Below are 17,986 nucleotides of genomic sequence, written 5' to 3' on the forward strand. Positions count from 1 at the left end.
CCATGTACACAGGGTTGTAATTTTGAAATTTCAGTCCTGACAGGTAAACTGGTCTCTCTGGATGTCACATTTATCAAACCCTCTTAGCCAAGTGCAATTATATTAATTTATTTATGGTTTGCGATAAGGTTTACTTTAATTGTAATTGTCTTTATGGAGTTTGTTGTCTCTGTCCACTGATAAAAGGTTGACACTAAAATAAACTTGATATTGCAGGGTAAAATCGGATGTAACTATTCCCTGTTTGCATCTGAAATAGGGGGGAGGGGTATTTATATTTTCCAGAGGTTACAATTATCATCACTACAATAATATATTATTATGGATTAAGTTGTAGGAACGGTTGAAAAGGTCTGAATTTAACATAAAATTTATCATATTTCAGTAGCATTCAACGATTTCAAATATCTTTTATCAACTATATCCAATCCAAAATCAGTTAAGGTACGATCTAGATGAAGCTCAGCAAACAAAGAGGAACACGGGATTTTCTGCCAGGTGAAACTGCACGCAGGAGATATATAGAGAACATAATGCGAGATGTGGTCAAAAAATGGGGATATAGTGAAGTCATGACTCCCACCTTTGAAACACTGGAACTGTTCACATTAAAATCCGGTGATGATATAATAGGGGAACTGTATAACTTCACGGATAAAGGTGGGAGGGAAATAGCTCTGCGTCCTGAACTTACTGCCCCTGTCATGAGAATGTATGTAAATAAACTTCAATCAGAACCTCATCCACTGAAACTGTTCTATTTTGAAAACTGTTTCAGATATGAACGTCCGCAAAAGGGAAGATTCAGGGAATTCTGGCAGTTTGGTACAGAAGTAATCGGCAGTGATAAACCTGAATCAGATGCAGAAGTTATAGCATTGGCAGCACAAATCCTTAATTCAGTAGGAGTCAGGGGTAGTCTTCATGTAGGAGACCTGAGGATCATTCGCCACATATTAAATGGTCTGGATAATAAACAGCAAACCAAAGTGATGAGATATGTGGATAAAAACGATGATGTGGGACTTGATGATTATCTCGAAGAAATAGAAGTTCCGGCTGAGGTTAGAAGGAACCTTTTTGAACTCATTTCTCTGCAGGGTGATGATGCACTGGAAAAAGCCCGTGAAGTCACAGGTAATATACCTGAACTCGACAATTTTGAGGAACTGCTGAAGCTGTTGGATGTTTACGGAGTTAATTATACCATAGATTTTGGTATTGCCAGAGGGCTTGATTATTATACCGGTATGGTTTTTGAAATATATGCAGAAGGTCTCGGTGCACAGAATCAGGTTTGTGGAGGAGGATCGTATCAGTTGATACAGTTGTTTGGAGGTGGTGAAGTTCCTTCCACTGGTTTTGGTGTAGGTTTTGATCGTATAATGGAAATAGCCAAAGTAGAACCAGAAGAGCCTAAGAAAATGGTTGTTATATCTACAGAATCCACCCGTTTTGAAGCTATAAAAATAGCAAAACGGTTGAGAGAAGTCTACCCAACACATATTGATCTGATGAAACGCAACTTTAAAACCCAGTTATCCTATGCAAATATGATTGAAGCAGATTATGCTGTCATAGTGGGAGAACGGGAAATAGAATCCGGAAAGGTAGCTCTTAAGAACATGCATACAGGAGAACAGGGTACAATGACTGTTGAAGAGTTACTGAACCTTGACTAAACCCAGATGGTTGTTTTGGTAGCATCACGCTTTCAATCATAAATTATATATTGTAGGTCGGGTTTATTTAGACCACTTCGCAACATAAAATAATCATAACATCAAGTTATTTCTCCCGGTTCGTTCCTATTAACTTGATCGGATGCAGTTAGGATTGCTTAATGAATTAATAAATATCACAAACATCTCTCACAGCAGTATTTGGAGGAATTTTATGGCAAAAATGCACACCCGCAGAAAAGGACAGTCTGGGTCCACCAGACCGATGAGAAATGAAGTACCTGAATGGTCACCACTAGATGGAAATGAAATCGAACAAAAAGTTGTAGAACTCTGGAAAGATGGTAATTCTACAAGCGAAATCGGAATGATTCTAAGGGATATCTACGGGGTTCCGGACATAAAGCTTGCAACCGGTAAAAAAGTAACTAGTATCCTGGTAGAAAATAATGAAGAGTTCCACGTGCCTGAAGACCTGTACAATCTGGTTGTAAAAGCTATCCGCATCAGGAAACATCTTGATGTCAACAACCATGACATACATAATAAACGTTCTCTTCAGAACATAGAAGCTAAAATAAGAAGGCTAGCCAAATATTACCGTTCAAACAATGTATTACCATCTGACTGGAAATACAAACCAGAAACAGCAGAAATGCTGATTACCAGATGATTTCTGGTTTTTTTCTGTTTTTAAAAAGATGATGTATCCTTGCCGGTGGGCTTTATAGGTGGTTAACATTATTTTTGAGTGGTATAATTGACCGGGAACAGTGAATCAATCAATGGACTAATTTCCCTTGCAAAACAGGTTTCTGAGGCAATTCTTGAATACAACAATGCAAGGGTCATATCTCACAATGACGCTGATGGTATAACATCTGCCGCTATAATCTGTCAGGCACTTTTAAGAAAAAATATTTACTATCACGCCACTATCGTCAGTCGGCTGGATGAAAAGGTAGTCGAGAATGTGAACAATACAACTTCTAAAGGTGACCTTGTAATTTTCTGTGATATGGGTAGCGGTCAGCCAGGTCTTATATCAGATGTATCAGAAAGTACTGTAGTTATAGACCATCACAGCCCTGAAGGTGAATCAGCCGCAAAAGCAGTAATAAACCCCCATCTGTTAAATATTGACGGTTCAGTTTATTTGTCGGCATCAGGTACCGCATATATGGTTGCAAGAGAGATGGAACCATCTAATGTAGACCTTGCAGGTCTTGCAGTTGCAGGAGCTATTGGTGATAAACAGCTGTTCAAATCCGCTAACAGGTTTATACTGGATGAGGCTGTCCAGAAAGGTATCATATCAACAAAAAAGGGATTGAAAATAGGTGAAGGAGACATTGCGGATTTGCTGGAAAACACCCCAGAACCGTATCTTGATATATCCGGTGACCGCGAAAAAATCGATGAGTTTCTGAACTCCTTAAATATTCATGGTAATATTAACAATCTGAAACATGAGGATTTTAAGAGACTGGCTTCTGCAATAACATTAAAAGTCATAAAAAATGCTAGTATAGAGGCTGTTGATTCTGTCATCGGTGATGTATATACATTAAACAAAGAATGTGTTCAGGATATTTATGAATATGTCAGAATCCTTAATGCGTGTGGCAAATTAAAAAAAGGCGGGCTTGCATTAACATTGAGTCTCAGAGATTCATCAGTACTTGAAGAAGCACACCAGATGTCACTGGAATACAATAGAAACATCTTGGACCAGATTAAAGATGCAGAAGGTTTGATTCAACGCGGTAAAAATATTAGGTATTTAAATACTGAAGGTATGGATTCGATAGGAATTGTTGCAGGTGTTGTTGTAAGGTATATATATCCTGATATGCCATTTGTTGCTACAAATGAAGTAGAGGATGTGGTAAAGGTTTCCGCGCGTGCAACCCATTATCTGGTTAAAAAAGGAGTCGACCTGAACCATGCCATTCGTGAAGCAGCAAAATCATGCGGTGGCAGTGGAGGAGGGCACAATATTGCATCAGGTGCAGCTATTGAAAAAGGACAGGTTGAGAATTTTATAAATATCGTGGATGATATAATAGGAAAGCAATTAAAATCAGACAGGGAGTCCAGTGATGAAAATTAACTGTAAAATCAGATTTGAAAGAGAATATATGTCCTCAGAATCTGCACATAATGTAGCATATTCTCTTCAACCAGATAATCTGCCAAATATGTGTACCAAAATCGATGAAGATGCAGCAACCACATATCTGCATACTGAAAAAATAACAACTCTTATTTCGACCCTGGACGATTTTTTAATAAATGCAAAGATAGCAGAAGATGTCTATGGACTCAAAATTTAAAAATAATATATTACCTGGTTTTACTGTCCGATAAATTCAAATCTGTATCATAATTATCAAAAGCATCCAAATGAGGAATATCATGGAACTGCAATTCAATTTAAAAGGCTCATTCAAAGCAAGTGATGATGCCTCACATGCCACAGAGGTTATTGGTGAATTCATCAATGAGGCAAATGCGACCATACTCAAAAAAGGGGCTCCTGAAGGTGAAGGTGCAAGTGTAGTGGACTGGAACATTGACGGCAACAAAATCAATTTCTTCATTGAATCAGGGCGATATGTTAGAGCACATGATGCACTGCTTCGCATAAGGAAACCGCTTGCTAAAAAACTGGGTAAATATTATCGTATTGGAATACGTGGTATTGACATCGAATCCTTCAACATTCAAATACCATCAGAAAACCAGGACCTTGGTGACCTGAAGATTCCCTATGTAACCAGTGTAGATTATAAGGATGGGGTGCTTGAACTTTCTCTGGATGTTGGTGAATCCGAGCTTGAAAACAGGGTGCCTGACAGGATTCTTACACTGATGGAAGATAAAATTGCAGCCTTGCGATATGGTGGCAAGGCAGAACATTGGGAGATCCTGTGGCAGAGTGAGGAAAAAGAACCAATGTTTTCTGATGATCCAACCAAGGAAATGATGAACAGAGGCTGGATTAAAAGGGGTGCCAGCAGAGGACAGTGGATATATGGACCACAGCTTACCAAATTATTCAGAACCTTTGAAAAAATAGTAATTGAAGAGATGCTTGAACCTCTGGGTTATAAAGAGATGATGTTTCCAAAACTGATTCCATGGGATGTATGGAAAAAATCAGGTCATGCTAAAGGTGTGTATCCTGAAATCTACTATGTTTGTCCTCCTAAATCAAGAGACCCTGAATATTGGGAAGAAGTTACAGATTATTATAATGTGACACATGAAGTTCCTACAGAAATGATAAAAGAAAAGATCGGTGAGCCTATAGGAGGACTGTGCTATGCCCAGTGCCCACCGTTCTGGATATATCTTCAGGGTGAGACCATACCCACAAATGAGTTCCCTTTGAAAGTATTCGATCACTCAGGAACATCCCATAGATATGAAAGCGGTGGTATCCATGGTATTGAGCGTGTTGATGAGTTCCACAGGATAGAGGTTGTCTGGCTCGGCACCCATGAACAGGTTGTCAGGGAATCGAAAGCACTTCAGGAGATGTACAGGCACATCTTTGAAGATATACTTGACCTTGAGTGGAGGAAAGCTGGAGTAACACCATGGTTCATGGCGCAGGAAGGGCTTACAGGTACATCACAACAAACCGATGTTGGAACCATTGATTATGAAGCACCTCTGCCGTATAGAGGTGAAGATGGAGAATGGCTTGAATTCCAGAATGTCAGTATCAATGGTAATAAATACCCAAAAGGTTTTAATGTGAAAAGCCAATCAGGTGAAGAACTCTGGTCCGGATGTTCAGGTGTTGGACTTGAGAGGTGGGCATCAGTATTTCTGGCACAGAAAGGACTTGACCCTGAAAACTGGCCCGAAGAGTTTGTGAAAAGATTTGGTGAATTACCAGAAGGTATTCATTTCTTATGACATTAATCTGTGAATAATTAAAACTGGCACTGTTCAGTTAAGACTATTCCACCTAATTTATAACTCTAAATTATCGTGCTTAGAAACACTAAAAATTGAAAATAAATTAATATGTTCCATTAAATGAACAGTACTTAAAACTGACCGATTTGTTTATATATTGATATGCAATCTAGGTATATCCTTATAAATGACAAAATTATACTATAATAAAACCGAAGTATTCATATTAACAAATAATTATTTTGGAGGAATCACTTGGCAAGAAAAGTACAAAAGAAATTAGATAAATGGAAATCCAAAAACTGGTACAACATAGAACCACCAGAGTTCCTCAGTAGCAGTTATATAGGAGTCACACCAGCAGAAGATACCAAAAAACTGCTGGGACGTGTGGTAGAGACAACAGTTGGTCAACTAACAAATGACATCACCAAACAAAAGACCAAACTAAGACTTCAGATTGATAATGTTGTTGGTGATTCTGCTAAAACAAGGTTTATAGGGCATGAAATTACAACAGATTATCTTCGCTCTATTGTAAAAAGACAGACATCAAGAATTGATAACAATGTTGTTGTAAAAACCAATGATGGTAAGAAAATAAGGATTAAACCCATCTGTTTTACTGTTAAAAGGGCTCATACAAGTCAGATAAAAGCCATCAGAAAAGTTATGGCAGATGTAGTAAAGGCCAGAGCTTCTGAAGTAGATTATGAACAATTTATTGATGAAGCCATATCTGGTAAACTTGCTGCAAATATATATAAAAATACAAAGAAAATCTATCCAATAAGAAGAGCAGAAATCAGGAAAACCGAAGTTCAGGCAGAACCAATAGCTGCTTGATTTCTATTCACTACTTTTTTCTGACTCCTTTTTGTGTTTATAATCCTCTTTTATCGCATCAATCATTTCCTGATTTCCTTCCACAATAAACGACCCTATGTATCCGCAGTGTTTGCAATGGTATAATTTGCCGGTATACCCGCCGGCCTCATAATACCAGTCCGAACTGCCACATACAGGGCATACTTCTATAAACTTTTCTACAGTCATTTGATCCACCGGTCAGTCAGATATGTAATAAGTTTAATCCATGATATGGTCGATACCCATCAAATCCACTGGGTAGGGATTGAAAAAACTTTGACTCACATATGTCGTATTACCACTTCTTATCATCCATGATTTCAGGAGGGTTCTGCTGGCTGACAAGGTAATTCGTCCTTCCCTGTATCTTTGAATATTTTCCATAAATAGTAATTTTTCCTGGTTGCTTATGAAACTGGAAAACTTATTCATTACATCCATGATGATATCTACATTAGAATCAGGTTCTTGTGGATGGATGAATATTTTGTACAAGTGATTAAGGTACTTATTTAAAATATCTGTTAAGCTTTTGTTTTTGCTTTCTGAAACGATTTCATCCAGTATATGTTTTTCACCTGGGTTGTATGCTGTGAATAGAAGTTTGTTGTCTTTATTAAATTGTATTAAATCTTCTATATTATCAATTCTTTTAAATCTGGACAGGGTAAAAACCTTTGTCAAAAAATGTTCACGTATCCGCATATCCATTAAACTTTTTTCATCTTCTATTCCAAGCGAAGGGTAACGATTCATCACTTCAGCCCCGAAAAAACCACTTGCTGTTGTTGTTACTGGTTCAATCTTTTTACAATTGGAATACGCTTTAACATTTTTCACACCACATGATGGTGAATTAGATTTGAGTATAAACCCTTCAACATCACCCAATGAGTTAAGGTATGAGTCTGTAACATTTATCATCTCATCAGTGAGGTCATTACCTGTGGAGGTTTGGATTAACCTTTTCCGGTTGGTATCCATGATTATATATATGGGTTTGCGGGGTACTCCCAATCCGATTGCACATTCAGGGCAGACCGGTATAAAATTGATGTAAGGTTTGAGCTTTTTAATGAATGCACTTCTAATTATCTCTCCATTGTATCTGCAAGGACTAAATTCGATGCATTTACTGATAATTATACAGGGTTTGGTAAAATCTTTCAAATTAACCCCTTTTGAAATTTAAATAAATAGAAAAATAAAATTAAAAGGCATATTTTTCATTTATGGGCAAAGAACGCTATAATTTCATCGTTTGCAGAATCTATTTTGCAGAATCCAAATCTTTCAAACTGTACCACAGAATCCACTTCATTTGCAATTCCGTACTCTCCGATTCCTTCGTATTGACCCATAGGTGCCATTACTTTTACAGGTACACCATCTAGAGGGGCCCAGTGGATTATAGGTAGGTTTTCTTTTTTAATCCTTTCTACTGAATCATCGAGGTAGCAAGCTTGAAGTGGATACAAGGAAGTAATCTCAATGTTGTAGAGGTCTTTTAGTCTCAATTTGTCTCCTACACCGAGTTTATTGATATCTTCCTGGCAGACGTAAAGTTTTGACCCTATCTGCAGTTCCCTGTAGCCTTTTTTCTCTCTGGGATGGAGCGGCAGCTTTGCAGTACGGGGTTCACCATCTGTAATCACCAGTTCTACAGGATTCCACACAAAGAAATATCGGTTTGCACTCGAATCAACAAATTTCCTGTTTTCTGCATACAGTGATTCAAGACTTATGCTTATATCTGTTTCTCCAACACCCATATCAATCATGAATTTACGGATGGCTTCCGGATGGATGCCACGTCTTCGAAGAGCTTTGATCGTAGGAAGTGCAGGGTCATCCCAGCCCAGATATTCGCCATTTTCTATTGATTTTCTTATTGAACTGGTACTGAATTTTCCGAATTCGTGTATTTTCACACGTCCCCAATGTGTAGTTTTCGGGTATTCCCAGCCGAAGTATTCGTATATATAACGCTGACGTTTTTCACTGTCTCTTAGGTCTTTACCACGGATAATGTGATTTACACCACATTCATGGTCTTCAATAGCACCCTCAAAATCAAGAAGTGGCCATACCACATATTTACCATCAACTTCAGGACGGGGATGACTGGTTTTAATTATTCTGAAAGCTCCAAAATCTCTAAGAGCCGGGTCTTTATGCTTGATATCAGTTTTTATGCGAAGCACTGCTTCCTTTTCACCGTATTCACCATTTAACATATTGTTCCAGTATTGAATAGTGTTTTCTGGGCTCTGGTTTCTGTGTGGACAGGGTTGTTTGTTATCCTTGTATTTTTTGAAATCGTCACCTTTACAGAAGCAGACATATGCATATCCCATTTCTATAAGCCTTTTTGCATACTCATAATACACAGGTATCTTATCGGAAGCATAAACCACTTTATCAGGCTCAGCACCGAGCCATTTGCAATCTTCAATATACCAGTCATAGGCTTCCATCATGGGGCGTTTTGTCTGGGGGTCGGTATCGTCAAATCGTATGATGAATGTACCATTGTATTTTTTAACATATTCAGAGTTTACTACAATTCCCCGCGTACTTCCCAATGTGGGAGGACCGTTAGGGTTTGGTGCAAAACGCATAACCACTTCTTCGCCTTCTTCAACATCCAGCGGTTTTAATCCTTTGGTGGGTTCTTTTTTGGTGTACAGTTCTTCCAAAAGTTCCGGAGCAATCTTTTCAAGTTCTTCTCTCCAGATTTCAGGATCCCCTTCTGAAACCTCATTTAATACTTCTTCAACCAGGGGTTTGACTTCCTTTGCCATAGGTCGAAGATGCGGGGATTCACTCATCACTCGACCCATAACTGCTCCTGTCTGAGGGGGTTGCGAATATTTAACTGCATTCTGTAATGCATATTTTCTGATTGCCAGTTTATCATCTTCACTTAATGTCATCAACAATCTCCTTGAAGTGGATTGACTTATGATTGAATGTTTTGTTATATCAAAAACAGTTGCGGTGGGATAACATAAAAATTTAGGATTCAGAGTTCAATGGATTCTCTTATCTCTCGGATGCGGGTGGTTTTTTCAAGGATGCCATTGGTTTTTTGTTCAAATTCAGATAAAAAATCTTCGACCATGTCACCTGCCATCGCTCCGTGGACAGAAGGTTTTATAAGGTGTTCCTGTTCAAGTATACGAAGTGAATACCTGACCTTATGAGTGGGCATTTCAGTCTCTTCAGCTAGTCTCAGTATTCCTATAGGTCCTTTTTCTATTACTTTTTTCAGGACCATAAGATGGCGTTCTGTGAGTTCCAGTTCTTTGTTTACCTGATCAAGCAACATTATACTACCTCATTCTTTAAAACCCCTATACCTTCAACTTCTATTTCTAATACATCTCCTTTGTGAATTTCACCTACACCGGGTGGAGTACCTGTGGCTATAATATCACCGGGTAGAAGTGTCATAATATTTGATATAAATTCAATAAGCTGTGGGATACCAAATATTAAATTCGATGTGTTTGAGTCCTGACACAGATTTCCATTTACACGGCATTTGATGTTTGCATTATGGGGTTTGATTTCCTCAGTGGTTGTTATGAAAGGGCCTATTGGTGCGAAAGTATCAAAACTTTTTGCACGGGTCCATTGTCCATCTTGTTTCTGAAGGTCACGGGCGGTAACATCGTTAAGGCAGGTATATCCTGCAATTACATCACTTGCATCATGTCTGTATATATGTTTACATTTTTTACCGATGACAATACCCAGTTCAGCCTCATATTCAATATGTTTACTTGTGTCCGGGTAGATGATTTTGTCGCAGTGACCGATAACAGATGTTGAAGGTTTCAAGAATATAAGGGGTTCATCGGGAATTTTTAATCCAAGTTCGTTTGCATGGTCCTGATAATTTAACCCTATACAGACAATTTTTGAAGGGTTTACTGGTGGAAGTATTTCGGTTTCAGATATTTCACAGGTCAACCCCTCAAAATCACCTTTTCCAGTAACATAACCTTTCTTTACTTCACCATAAAATATGTCATTTTCATATTTGAACCGGCCGAACATGGTATACACATATTGTTAATTATTATTTAATCCTACCTGAATATCAGTATCAAATTTCAAATAACTTTTTATTACATTCTTACAATCTCCGTATGGACCTTTTGGAGAGGGGTTACCATGAATATATTGTATATATATGCGCATCAAGAACCGAAATCACTCAACTCCGCCATGAAAGATACAGCAGTAGCAGCATTCGAGGAAAAAGGAGATAGTATAAAGGTATCAGACCTATATGCACTGGTTTTTAAACCTGTACTGGATGAAAATGATTTTCAGAAAAGGAAGAACCCGGAAAAATTTAATCCATTTGTTGAACAGCTCCATGCTAATAAAACAGACAGTTTTGCACCAGATATCAAGGAAGAGATGTACAAGGTAAACTGGGCAGACATGTTAATTTTCCAGTTCCCCCTGTACTTCACAGGATTCCCTGCTATCATGAAAGGCTGGATTGATCGGGTTTTCACACCGGGATTTGCTTTCAATCCGCTTACAAACAGTGCCTATGACACAGGTCTTTTAAAAGGCAAAAAAGCAATGCTTGTAACAACAACTGGCGCTGATAAAGATTGGTATACCAGTGGCGGAATGCACGGAGATATCGATGAGTTATTGAAAAACATAACCCATTGCACACTGGAATTTGTAGGACTCGAGGTTTTACCCAAACATGTGGTTTATGGGGCAAGCAGTCTGTCCGAAGATGATGGAAAGAAAGAACTTGAAAAGTATAAAGAACGTATACTTTCACTTTAATCATTTTCATGGTGTTTTTGCTTGTGCCTTTCGTAATCCTCTCTTGTAGGGAACGCCATTTGACATACTTTGCATTCAAATCTATTGTCTTCTTTTTTTGATTTGTCTTCCATGTTGTATCTCCACTTATATAATACAGGTTTTCAATTCATTTATTTATCTCTAATTTTTTTCTTTTTTCAACATATTTTGTAACAGTATCAACAAATTCTGCATGACTCCAGGTGAGCGGAGCAACAGATATTGATTCACCTGTTAATGGATGTACTTGTTCAGGCATAATACCTGTTTCCAGTGAACAATCGGCAACCCAGTTAATTAATTCCAGGGCTTTTTCCATCTCATCGAGCACATTGGACTTTGCTATATACCATTTGGCAAGCCATAGAGTGCATGTAATCCAGGGATTTCCTGGGTATTTGTCCGATTTTCTATAATAGTAGTCATTTTCATATCTGGCAACACCACCGCTTTTTCCAACCCAAAGATTGTTTTCAATATTTTTCATTGTTCTGATTACTCTTTCATCATCAGCCGGAAGCATTCCAAATTCAAAAATCCCATAAACACTACTATCTATAGTAAGGTCTACTTTTTTCTGGTTTATATTCTGATTTCTATATTTTATTCCCCTTAAAAAGATACCTTTCTCCCTGCTAAACAGTTCTTTTAATATGGCGTTTCTGAGTGTTAAATACCTGCTGCGACAGATATTGCAGGTATATGTGTCATCAAATAATCCGCTTATATTTTCAGCAGCTGTCAATCCCACATATACGGCAGCTGAAGTGAATGTAAAGATGCCTCTCCTTTCTTCCCAGAGGTCAAAACTTTCTCGCGGGAGGGAGTTGGGGTATCTGTAATCATCCATGAAGAATACGGCTTTTTTAACCAGTGGTTCATATAGTTCTTTTATGAAGTCCAGGTCTTTTGTGACTTCATAATATTTCCAGAGTGCATATATAACCAGACCGGTTTCATCCTCTTGGATGGGTAATGCTGGTTTCCCGTCTTCAACCCATGGATGCCAGCTACTGCCAAGTGTTTTATCTGGGTTGTATTTATGGAGCATACATCCCTTCCACCAGAGGACATCCCTGCAGAATCTGAAAAATGGTTTTGTAAATTCAGCAAATCCTGCATTTATTAGGGCAATGGCAACAAGCGCTCCGTCTCTGGACCACATGTAACTGTAGGAATCTCTATTGAACTGCAGATTGTCGGAATCATTTGCTGCAATAATAGCACCATTGATATCAAACTGGGTTTTTATAATTAAGAGGGACCTTTTGTAAAGGGTAGCAAGCCTGGAATCAAGATTTGAAAGGTCTGTAGTTGTATGGTTAACCCATGACCGCTGACATCCTTCGGCATGATTAAACAGTTCCTCGGGTCCCTCATCCATAAGGTAATCATGTAATCGATACACATCATCAAAATTATTCCCTACAGTAAAATAATAGTATACAACCTTGGAAGAAAGACTTGGGATATTAAGAGATAATCCAATGGTTGAATCCACTGAACCCTGAGACACCGGGTTTTTTGACAATACACCATCTTCAGCGTCCTTGAATGTCCCTTCAAGAGAACCGGTTTCAGATTCACCAATAGCATAATCTTCTATATCACTGGTAAACCCTTCTTTTTTGTTTGATTTCAGGGCACCGATTAAAAAATATCTTGACCTCTTGTAATGCACTATTACATTGTGGTCCATCTGATACACTGCGGTATCACCTATACCTGTTCCGTAGAGATGGAAATCCTGATTAAAAAAGAGGCGGATATTCCTTTTATAATTGCGATTGTTTTTAACAGTTATTTTTCTCAGGAATATGTTATCTTCACAGTATACGTTTTCTTCAAGGATTAGCTCTATATCAAGGTCTCTATTTACCGCTTTATTTTCTGTAACAAGGGTATCGTTTTTATAGGCAGTATTCCTGTGCCATCTATCTTCATTTATCCAGGTGATTTCACCATCAACAAATAAACCGATTCTGTGTGCATGACCCAGCACATGGTTTTCCAGTCCCACATACGGGTAGTATATATCTCTTACCTGAAACCATTTATCAATATTAACCAGCAAAGACTGATTACCCAGAACAATATGTCGTGTCATTTTCCCCTGACAGACTTTTGGGCTAATTGTTATTTATAATTTGTTTTCTTAAGGTATCGTTTTAACAATTGTTAACGCTTTGAAATAAGATATATATGTGGTGACACAAATCTATACTTGAATTGAATACACATAGAAATAGAGGATTTTGATAACCTGTCGACTGAAAAAAACAAAGCGTTACTCCTTCATATAGTTAAAAAAGGCTGGCATCCAACTGTAATAAGAGAATATTTTGCTCCTGATTATTTAATTTATTTTGGACGGGATAGCATTAACCGTGACGATTTAATCGAATTCATGGAAATGTTGCATTCAGCCTTAATGGATCTGCGGTTTACAGCTGATGATATTATTGCTGAAGGTGATAAAGTAGTCACCCGATGGACAGCAATCGGAACACATCAGGGAGTGTTTCAGGGAATACAGCCAACAGGAAATCAGGTAGTTTTCACAGGAATAACTATCAGTCGGATTAAAAACGGAATTATTGTTGAGGATTGGGAAGAAGTAGACCAGCTAAATTTTACCCAGCAATTCGGAGTATTCCCTGATATTTAATATCATTAAATACTGGTTCTCTTACCACTGGCATCTCTTTTATATACTCCAAATTCTGAGTCCACGAGTTGGGTTCCTTTTAAAACAGGTCCATCCTTACAGACTCTTAATCCCCTCGAATCCATACAGCATGCTCCACAGATACCAATACCGCATTTAAAGTACCTGTGAAGGTTAAATTCGGTTTTCTCAAGGACATCCTCTGTATTTTGCAATATATCAAAGATACAATCCATCATAACTTCAGGCCCACAGATATATATTCTATCGTATTCAGAAAGGTCAACATTTACCATTACATCAGTCACGAAACCCTGTGTACCGGATGAACCATCGTCTGTGGTGATGTATAATTTACCTGTATTGGAAAATCGTTTTTTAAATATCAATTCACTGGAACTGCGGGCACCAAGTATGGTGGTAACATCTGTCCCCAGTTCCATTGCATATTCTGCCAGTGGTGCCAGTGGAGCAGCACCTAATCCTCCAGCCACGATTAATATGTTCTCGTCTTTACCAGGCAGGGTAAAACCCTTTCCAAATGGACCTCGGATGCCTAATGTATACCCTTTTTCCAGTTCAAAAAGCCTGGATGTTGCATCTCCTACCTTCTGCACGGTGATTCCGTTGGAGTATGACAGTGCCATTGGTATTTCATCCACACCATGTATCCAGACCATTACAAATTGACCTGCATTCACATCAAAATATCTATTGAAGAAAAAAGTCCTTGTTGAAGGCGATTCCTGAACTATATCGATTAATCCTGTGTTTATTGGATACATAAAACATCAATCCATTTTATGGGCAAGTCCTATAATCTCGTCTATATCTGAGTATTCATTTGAATATAGGTAGTTTTCAATCCCTGATGATATTGAATTAAATACCTCCAGACTCTGTGATACTGCAGAACCTACCTGTACAGCACTTGCACCCGCCATAACCATTTCAACCGCGTCCTGCCAGGAGGAAATACCACCTACACCAATAACAGGAATTTCAAGTGAGGCATACAGGTCGTAGACACATTTAACAGCAATCGGTCTTATAGCCTGACCCGAAAGTCCGCCGTATCTATTACCAAGAATCGGGTAACCGGTATTAATATCAATTGACATGCCTCTTACGGTATTTATTGCAACAACGGCATCGGCTCCCCCTCTTTGTGCAGCTTTGCCTATTTCTACAATATCTGTTACATTGGGTGTAAGTTTGACCCATACCGGAACATCTACCGCATCACATACACTTGAGGTTATACCTTCTACCAGACACGAATCACAGCCAATCGTAGCACCATAACCTTCAGCATGAGGACAGCTAACATTCAATTCAAAACCATCTGGATTTGCAGAACTTAATCCTTCTGCAACTTCCACAAATCCTTCTAAATCACCTGCGAAAATACTTGCAATAACAGGAACCGAAGTGTTGACTTTTACAGTTTCAAGTTCCTGAAGAAAATCCGAATAGGAAGGGTTGGGAAGTCCCATAGCATTCAGGAATCCATTTTCCAGCTCTACCATAGTGGGATTCGGGTGCCCTTTTTTCGGGACAGGTCCTATGGATTTTGTTACCACCGCACCGGCACCATTGTCTACCATCCGTGTCAGCGATGAACCAGTAGTACCCATGATGCCAGATGCCAGTATTACAGGATTTTCCGGTTCAGGGGTGAGAATCTTTTCTGTGACCATGCTAACCAGTTATTCCACATTTGCCATTTTATCAAGTGCTTCCTGGACCAGTTCTTTACCGCCTTTGCGAACTAGTTCCTGTCCAAGTTGATTCGCTTCTTCTCTATAATTGTCAGCTGATATTAAATCATCAACTGCAACATAATGGGAACCATCCAGAGCCAGTACTTCGGAGCGTACATGTATTTTGTCATTATCGACAAATTCAGCATACGCACCTATTGGGACTATGCACCCTCCGCCAACATTACCAATCACTATGCGTTCAATTTCTGTTTCGATTTTTGTTTGCGGATGGTTGATATGTGAGACGATATCCTCGGACTCATCACCGTATTTTGCAACCACTGCGATAACACCCTGATTGGCGGAAGGACAGAAATTATCTGTGTCAAGCTGATGCACCGGAAGATCCCAGCCCATTCGTTTCAATCCTGCCTCAGCAAGTATAATTCCATCAAATTTTCCTGATTCCAGTTTTGTAATACGGGTGTCGATATTACCTCTGAGGCTCTGCACATCAAACTCAGGTCGGTACCGCAAGACCTGGGATTTCCTGCGAAGGGAGGTTGTACCGATAACAGCACCATCGGGCAACTCATCCAGTGTCGACCCATCTCTTGTAAGCAGTGCATCAAAAGGGGAATCACGCTCAAGTGCCGCTGCAGTGGGCAATTCATCAGGACGTTCCGTTGGAAGGTCTTTCATGGAATGCACTGCTATATCGATTTCTCCGGAAAACATCCTTTCATCAATTTCCCGGACAAATGCACCTACACCACCCAACTCATGGAGGGGGCGGTCCGTAAAAGAGTCTCCAGATGTTTTTATTATTTTAAGAGTTGTATTAACACCCAAACTTTTCAACATCTGTGAAACTCTTTTTGTCTGTGCAAGTGCAAGGGAACTTCCACGGGTACCAATTATAATGTCCATCTGATAATATTCTCCTCTATAATTAGGAATGTTTCAGGTTGTTTTCATAGGCATTAAGCAGTTTCTGGATATCTGAATCATCATGAGCATATGATAGGAAATTCGTTTCAAACTGAGACGGTGGCAGGAAGATTCCATCATTAAGCATTCGTTTGAAGAATTCAAAATATCCTGATTTATCACATTTCTGAGTTTCCTGATAGTTGTTGGGGGCATTTCCAAAGAATACCTTGAACATGGAAGAAATACCTGAAACTTCATAATCCAGCCCTGCATCAGATATAATATCTGTCATACAGGAGCGTAGTTCATCACCCTTTTTATTCAGGGTTTCATGGACGTTTTCATTTTCAAGAAAATCAATAGTAGATATTCCAGCTGCAAGTGTAGCCGGGTTTCCGCTAAAGGTGCCTGCCTGATATACATTTCCGTTTGGTGCAATCATATCCATAATTTCGCGTTTCCCACCGAAAACACCGACAGGCATACCACCACCTACAATCTTTCCAAGGGTAGTCATATCAGGAGTGATATTGTAATACTCCTGTGCACCGCCCATGGCAAGTCTGAATCCGGTTATGACCTCATCAAAAATCAGCACCATATCGTTCTCCTGGGTTACCTTACGAACTTCTTTCAGGTAATTTTCTTTCGGTAGAATGGGTCCGATGTTCCCCATGACAGGCTCCATTATAACAGCAGCCATGTCATCTTTATTTTTTTCGATAAGTTCTGTCATAGTTTCGATATCATTAAATGGAGCCTGTAGAGTGTGTTTTGTAACTTCTTCAGGCACTCCTTTTGAATTGGGTTTGCCAAGAGTTGTAGCACCGGAACCTGCTTTTACAAGTACAGCATCATGTGTTCCATGGAATCCGCCTTCGATTTTTAAAATCTTGTTCTTCTCAGTATATCCGCGTGCAGCACGTATAGCACTCATGGTGGCTTCAGAACCTGATGATACAAATCTTAACATGTCCATGCTTGGATACACATCTGTTATCTTCTCAGCAAGTTTGACTTCGTTCTCAAGAGGAGTTCCGTACAGCCATCCGTTTTCCAGCTGTTCAGCCAGTGCCTGTTTAATTTTTGGATGAGCATGTCCAAGCAAGTTGGGTCCATAGGCCATACAGAAATCAATGTATTCATTCCCATCCACATCTTTTATTCTGGAACCTTTCACAGACTCGGTATAAAACGGATAGGGATTTATAGCACGAACAGGACTGCTTACACCACCCGGTATAAGTGTTTTAGCTTTTTCATATAATTGCTCTGATTTTGTATTTTCTCCTGTCATTGGAATCACCTGTAATTTATATTGTAACTGGTACCAATCATGATGTGATTAT

General features: G+C 39.0%; 18 protein-coding genes. 8 read left to right on the forward strand and 10 right to left on the reverse strand.

Annotation, left to right across the window (positions count from 1 at the left end):
* The first annotated feature begins 455 nt into the window (after positions 1–455).
* The 6 genes from hisS (at position 456) to ACLFMM_RS01310 (ending at position 6,461) form a co-directional block, all read left to right on the forward strand.
* Positions 456–1,682 (forward strand): histidine--tRNA ligase, encoded by a 1,227-nt coding sequence (hisS, locus tag ACLFMM_RS01285; RefSeq protein ID WP_410806904.1) that lies wholly within the window; start codon positions 456–458, stop codon positions 1,680–1,682.
* A gap of 214 nt (positions 1,683–1,896) precedes the next feature.
* Positions 1,897–2,355: a 30S ribosomal protein S15 gene (locus tag ACLFMM_RS01290; RefSeq protein ID WP_410806905.1), complete on the forward strand. Its 459-nt coding sequence runs from the start codon at positions 1,897–1,899 to the stop codon at positions 2,353–2,355.
* Positions 2,356–2,442: 87 nt separating this feature from the next.
* Entirely contained in the window at positions 2,443–3,795 is a 1,353-nt protein-coding gene (locus ACLFMM_RS01295; RefSeq protein WP_410806906.1) for a DHH family phosphoesterase, read from the forward strand.
* Complete coding sequence (locus ACLFMM_RS01300) at positions 3,785–4,018, forward strand: KEOPS complex subunit Pcc1 (protein WP_410806907.1); 234 nt, start codon at positions 3,785–3,787, stop codon at positions 4,016–4,018. Before ACLFMM_RS01295 ends, ACLFMM_RS01300 begins: the two co-directional genes overlap by 11 nt.
* A gap of 82 nt (positions 4,019–4,100) precedes the next feature.
* Positions 4,101–5,612, forward strand: coding sequence for a serine--tRNA ligase (locus ACLFMM_RS01305; protein ID WP_410806908.1), 1,512 nt, complete (start codon positions 4,101–4,103; stop codon positions 5,610–5,612).
* A 258-nt stretch (positions 5,613–5,870) separates the two neighbouring features.
* Positions 5,871–6,461, forward strand: coding sequence for a 30S ribosomal protein S3ae (locus ACLFMM_RS01310; protein WP_410806909.1), 591 nt, complete (start codon positions 5,871–5,873; stop codon positions 6,459–6,461).
* 3 nt (positions 6,462–6,464) lie between these two features.
* On the opposite strand, the gene ACLFMM_RS01315 is transcribed toward ACLFMM_RS01310, so the two are convergent.
* The 5 genes from ACLFMM_RS01315 to ACLFMM_RS01335 form a co-directional block, all read right to left on the reverse strand.
* Entirely contained in the window at positions 6,465–6,671 is a 207-nt protein-coding gene (locus ACLFMM_RS01315) for a hypothetical protein (protein ID WP_410806910.1), read from the reverse strand.
* A 33-nt stretch (positions 6,672–6,704) separates the two neighbouring features.
* The gene (locus tag ACLFMM_RS01320) at positions 6,705–7,655 is read right to left on the reverse strand and encodes a YbgA family protein (RefSeq protein WP_410806911.1); all 951 of its coding nucleotides are present in this window, start codon (positions 7,653–7,655) and stop codon (positions 6,705–6,707) included.
* 56 nt (positions 7,656–7,711) lie between these two features.
* Positions 7,712–9,421, reverse strand: a complete 1,710-nt coding sequence (locus ACLFMM_RS01325; RefSeq protein ID WP_410806912.1) for a glutamate--tRNA ligase — start codon at positions 9,419–9,421, stop codon at positions 7,712–7,714.
* Positions 9,422–9,510: 89 nt separating this feature from the next.
* Complete coding sequence (locus tag ACLFMM_RS01330; RefSeq protein ID WP_410806913.1) at positions 9,511–9,816, reverse strand: hypothetical protein; 306 nt, start codon at positions 9,814–9,816, stop codon at positions 9,511–9,513.
* Positions 9,816–10,550, reverse strand: coding sequence for a fumarylacetoacetate hydrolase family protein (locus ACLFMM_RS01335; protein ID WP_410806914.1), 735 nt, complete (start codon positions 10,548–10,550; stop codon positions 9,816–9,818). Before ACLFMM_RS01335 ends, ACLFMM_RS01330 begins: the two co-directional genes overlap by 1 nt.
* Before the next feature lie 117 nt (positions 10,551–10,667).
* On the opposite strand from ACLFMM_RS01335, the gene ACLFMM_RS01340 reads away from it, so the two are divergent.
* Positions 10,668–11,309 (forward strand): NAD(P)H-dependent oxidoreductase, encoded by a 642-nt coding sequence (locus ACLFMM_RS01340; RefSeq protein WP_410806915.1) that lies wholly within the window; start codon positions 10,668–10,670, stop codon positions 11,307–11,309.
* A gap of 148 nt (positions 11,310–11,457) precedes the next feature.
* On the opposite strand, the gene ACLFMM_RS01345 is transcribed toward ACLFMM_RS01340, so the two are convergent.
* Positions 11,458–13,437: a glycoside hydrolase family 15 protein gene (locus tag ACLFMM_RS01345; protein ID WP_410806916.1), complete on the reverse strand. Its 1,980-nt coding sequence runs from the start codon at positions 13,435–13,437 to the stop codon at positions 11,458–11,460.
* Between the two features lie 222 nt (positions 13,438–13,659).
* On the opposite strand from ACLFMM_RS01345, the gene ACLFMM_RS01350 reads away from it, so the two are divergent.
* A complete protein-coding gene (locus tag ACLFMM_RS01350) occupies positions 13,660–13,998 on the forward strand; it encodes an ester cyclase (RefSeq protein ID WP_410806944.1) in 339 nt (112 codons plus the stop codon).
* Positions 13,999–14,003: 5 nt separating this feature from the next.
* On the opposite strand, the gene ACLFMM_RS01355 is transcribed toward ACLFMM_RS01350, so the two are convergent.
* Genes ACLFMM_RS01355 through hemL form a run of 4 tightly spaced genes read right to left on the reverse strand, consistent with a single transcriptional unit; the run spans position 14,004 to position 17,934 of the window.
* Positions 14,004–14,783: a dihydroorotate dehydrogenase electron transfer subunit gene (locus ACLFMM_RS01355; protein WP_410806917.1), complete on the reverse strand. Its 780-nt coding sequence runs from the start codon at positions 14,781–14,783 to the stop codon at positions 14,004–14,006.
* Positions 14,784–14,789: 6 nt separating this feature from the next.
* Positions 14,790–15,698, reverse strand: a complete 909-nt coding sequence (locus ACLFMM_RS01360; RefSeq protein WP_410806918.1) for a dihydroorotate dehydrogenase — start codon at positions 15,696–15,698, stop codon at positions 14,790–14,792.
* 9 nt (positions 15,699–15,707) lie between these two features.
* Positions 15,708–16,628: a hydroxymethylbilane synthase gene (gene hemC, locus ACLFMM_RS01365; protein ID WP_410806945.1), complete on the reverse strand. Its 921-nt coding sequence runs from the start codon at positions 16,626–16,628 to the stop codon at positions 15,708–15,710.
* Between the two features lie 28 nt (positions 16,629–16,656).
* Positions 16,657–17,934, reverse strand: a complete 1,278-nt coding sequence (gene hemL / locus ACLFMM_RS01370; RefSeq protein WP_410806919.1) for a glutamate-1-semialdehyde 2,1-aminomutase — start codon at positions 17,932–17,934, stop codon at positions 16,657–16,659.
* Positions 17,935–17,986 lie beyond the last annotated feature (52 nt).

Source organism: Methanohalobium sp., assembly GCF_046546175.1.
GTDB lineage: Archaea > Halobacteriota > Methanosarcinia > Methanosarcinales > Methanosarcinaceae > Methanohalobium.

What these genes read in the sequence shown, in the direction of transcription:
- ACLFMM_RS01305 (WP_410806908.1), top strand. Translation starts at nt 4,101, where the DNA reads ATGGAACTGCAATTCAATTTAAAAGGCTCATTCAAAGCAAGTGATGAT.
- ACLFMM_RS01335 (WP_410806914.1), bottom strand. Translation starts at nt 10,550, where the DNA reads ATGTTCGGCCGGTTCAAATATGAAAATGACATATTTTATGGTGAAGTA.
- hemL (WP_410806919.1), bottom strand. Translation starts at nt 17,934, where the DNA reads ATGACAGGAGAAAATACAAAATCAGAGCAATTATATGAAAAAGCTAAA.
- ACLFMM_RS01340 (WP_410806915.1), top strand. Translation starts at nt 10,668, where the DNA reads ATGAATATATTGTATATATATGCGCATCAAGAACCGAAATCACTCAAC.
- ACLFMM_RS01315 (WP_410806910.1), bottom strand. Translation starts at nt 6,671, where the DNA reads ATGACTGTAGAAAAGTTTATAGAAGTATGCCCTGTATGTGGCAGTTCG.
- ACLFMM_RS01330 (WP_410806913.1), bottom strand. Translation starts at nt 9,816, where the DNA reads ATGTTGCTTGATCAGGTAAACAAAGAACTGGAACTCACAGAACGCCAT.
- ACLFMM_RS01345 (WP_410806916.1), bottom strand. Translation starts at nt 13,437, where the DNA reads ATGACACGACATATTGTTCTGGGTAATCAGTCTTTGCTGGTTAATATT.
- ACLFMM_RS01360 (WP_410806918.1), bottom strand. Translation starts at nt 15,698, where the DNA reads ATGGTCACAGAAAAGATTCTCACCCCTGAACCGGAAAATCCTGTAATA.
- ACLFMM_RS01290 (WP_410806905.1), top strand. Translation starts at nt 1,897, where the DNA reads ATGGCAAAAATGCACACCCGCAGAAAAGGACAGTCTGGGTCCACCAGA.
- ACLFMM_RS01355 (WP_410806917.1), bottom strand. Translation starts at nt 14,783, where the DNA reads ATGTATCCAATAAACACAGGATTAATCGATATAGTTCAGGAATCGCCT.
- hisS (WP_410806904.1), top strand. Translation starts at nt 456, where the DNA reads ATGAAGCTCAGCAAACAAAGAGGAACACGGGATTTTCTGCCAGGTGAA.
- ACLFMM_RS01300 (WP_410806907.1), top strand. Translation starts at nt 3,785, where the DNA reads ATGAAAATTAACTGTAAAATCAGATTTGAAAGAGAATATATGTCCTCA.
- ACLFMM_RS01325 (WP_410806912.1), bottom strand. Translation starts at nt 9,421, where the DNA reads ATGACATTAAGTGAAGATGATAAACTGGCAATCAGAAAATATGCATTA.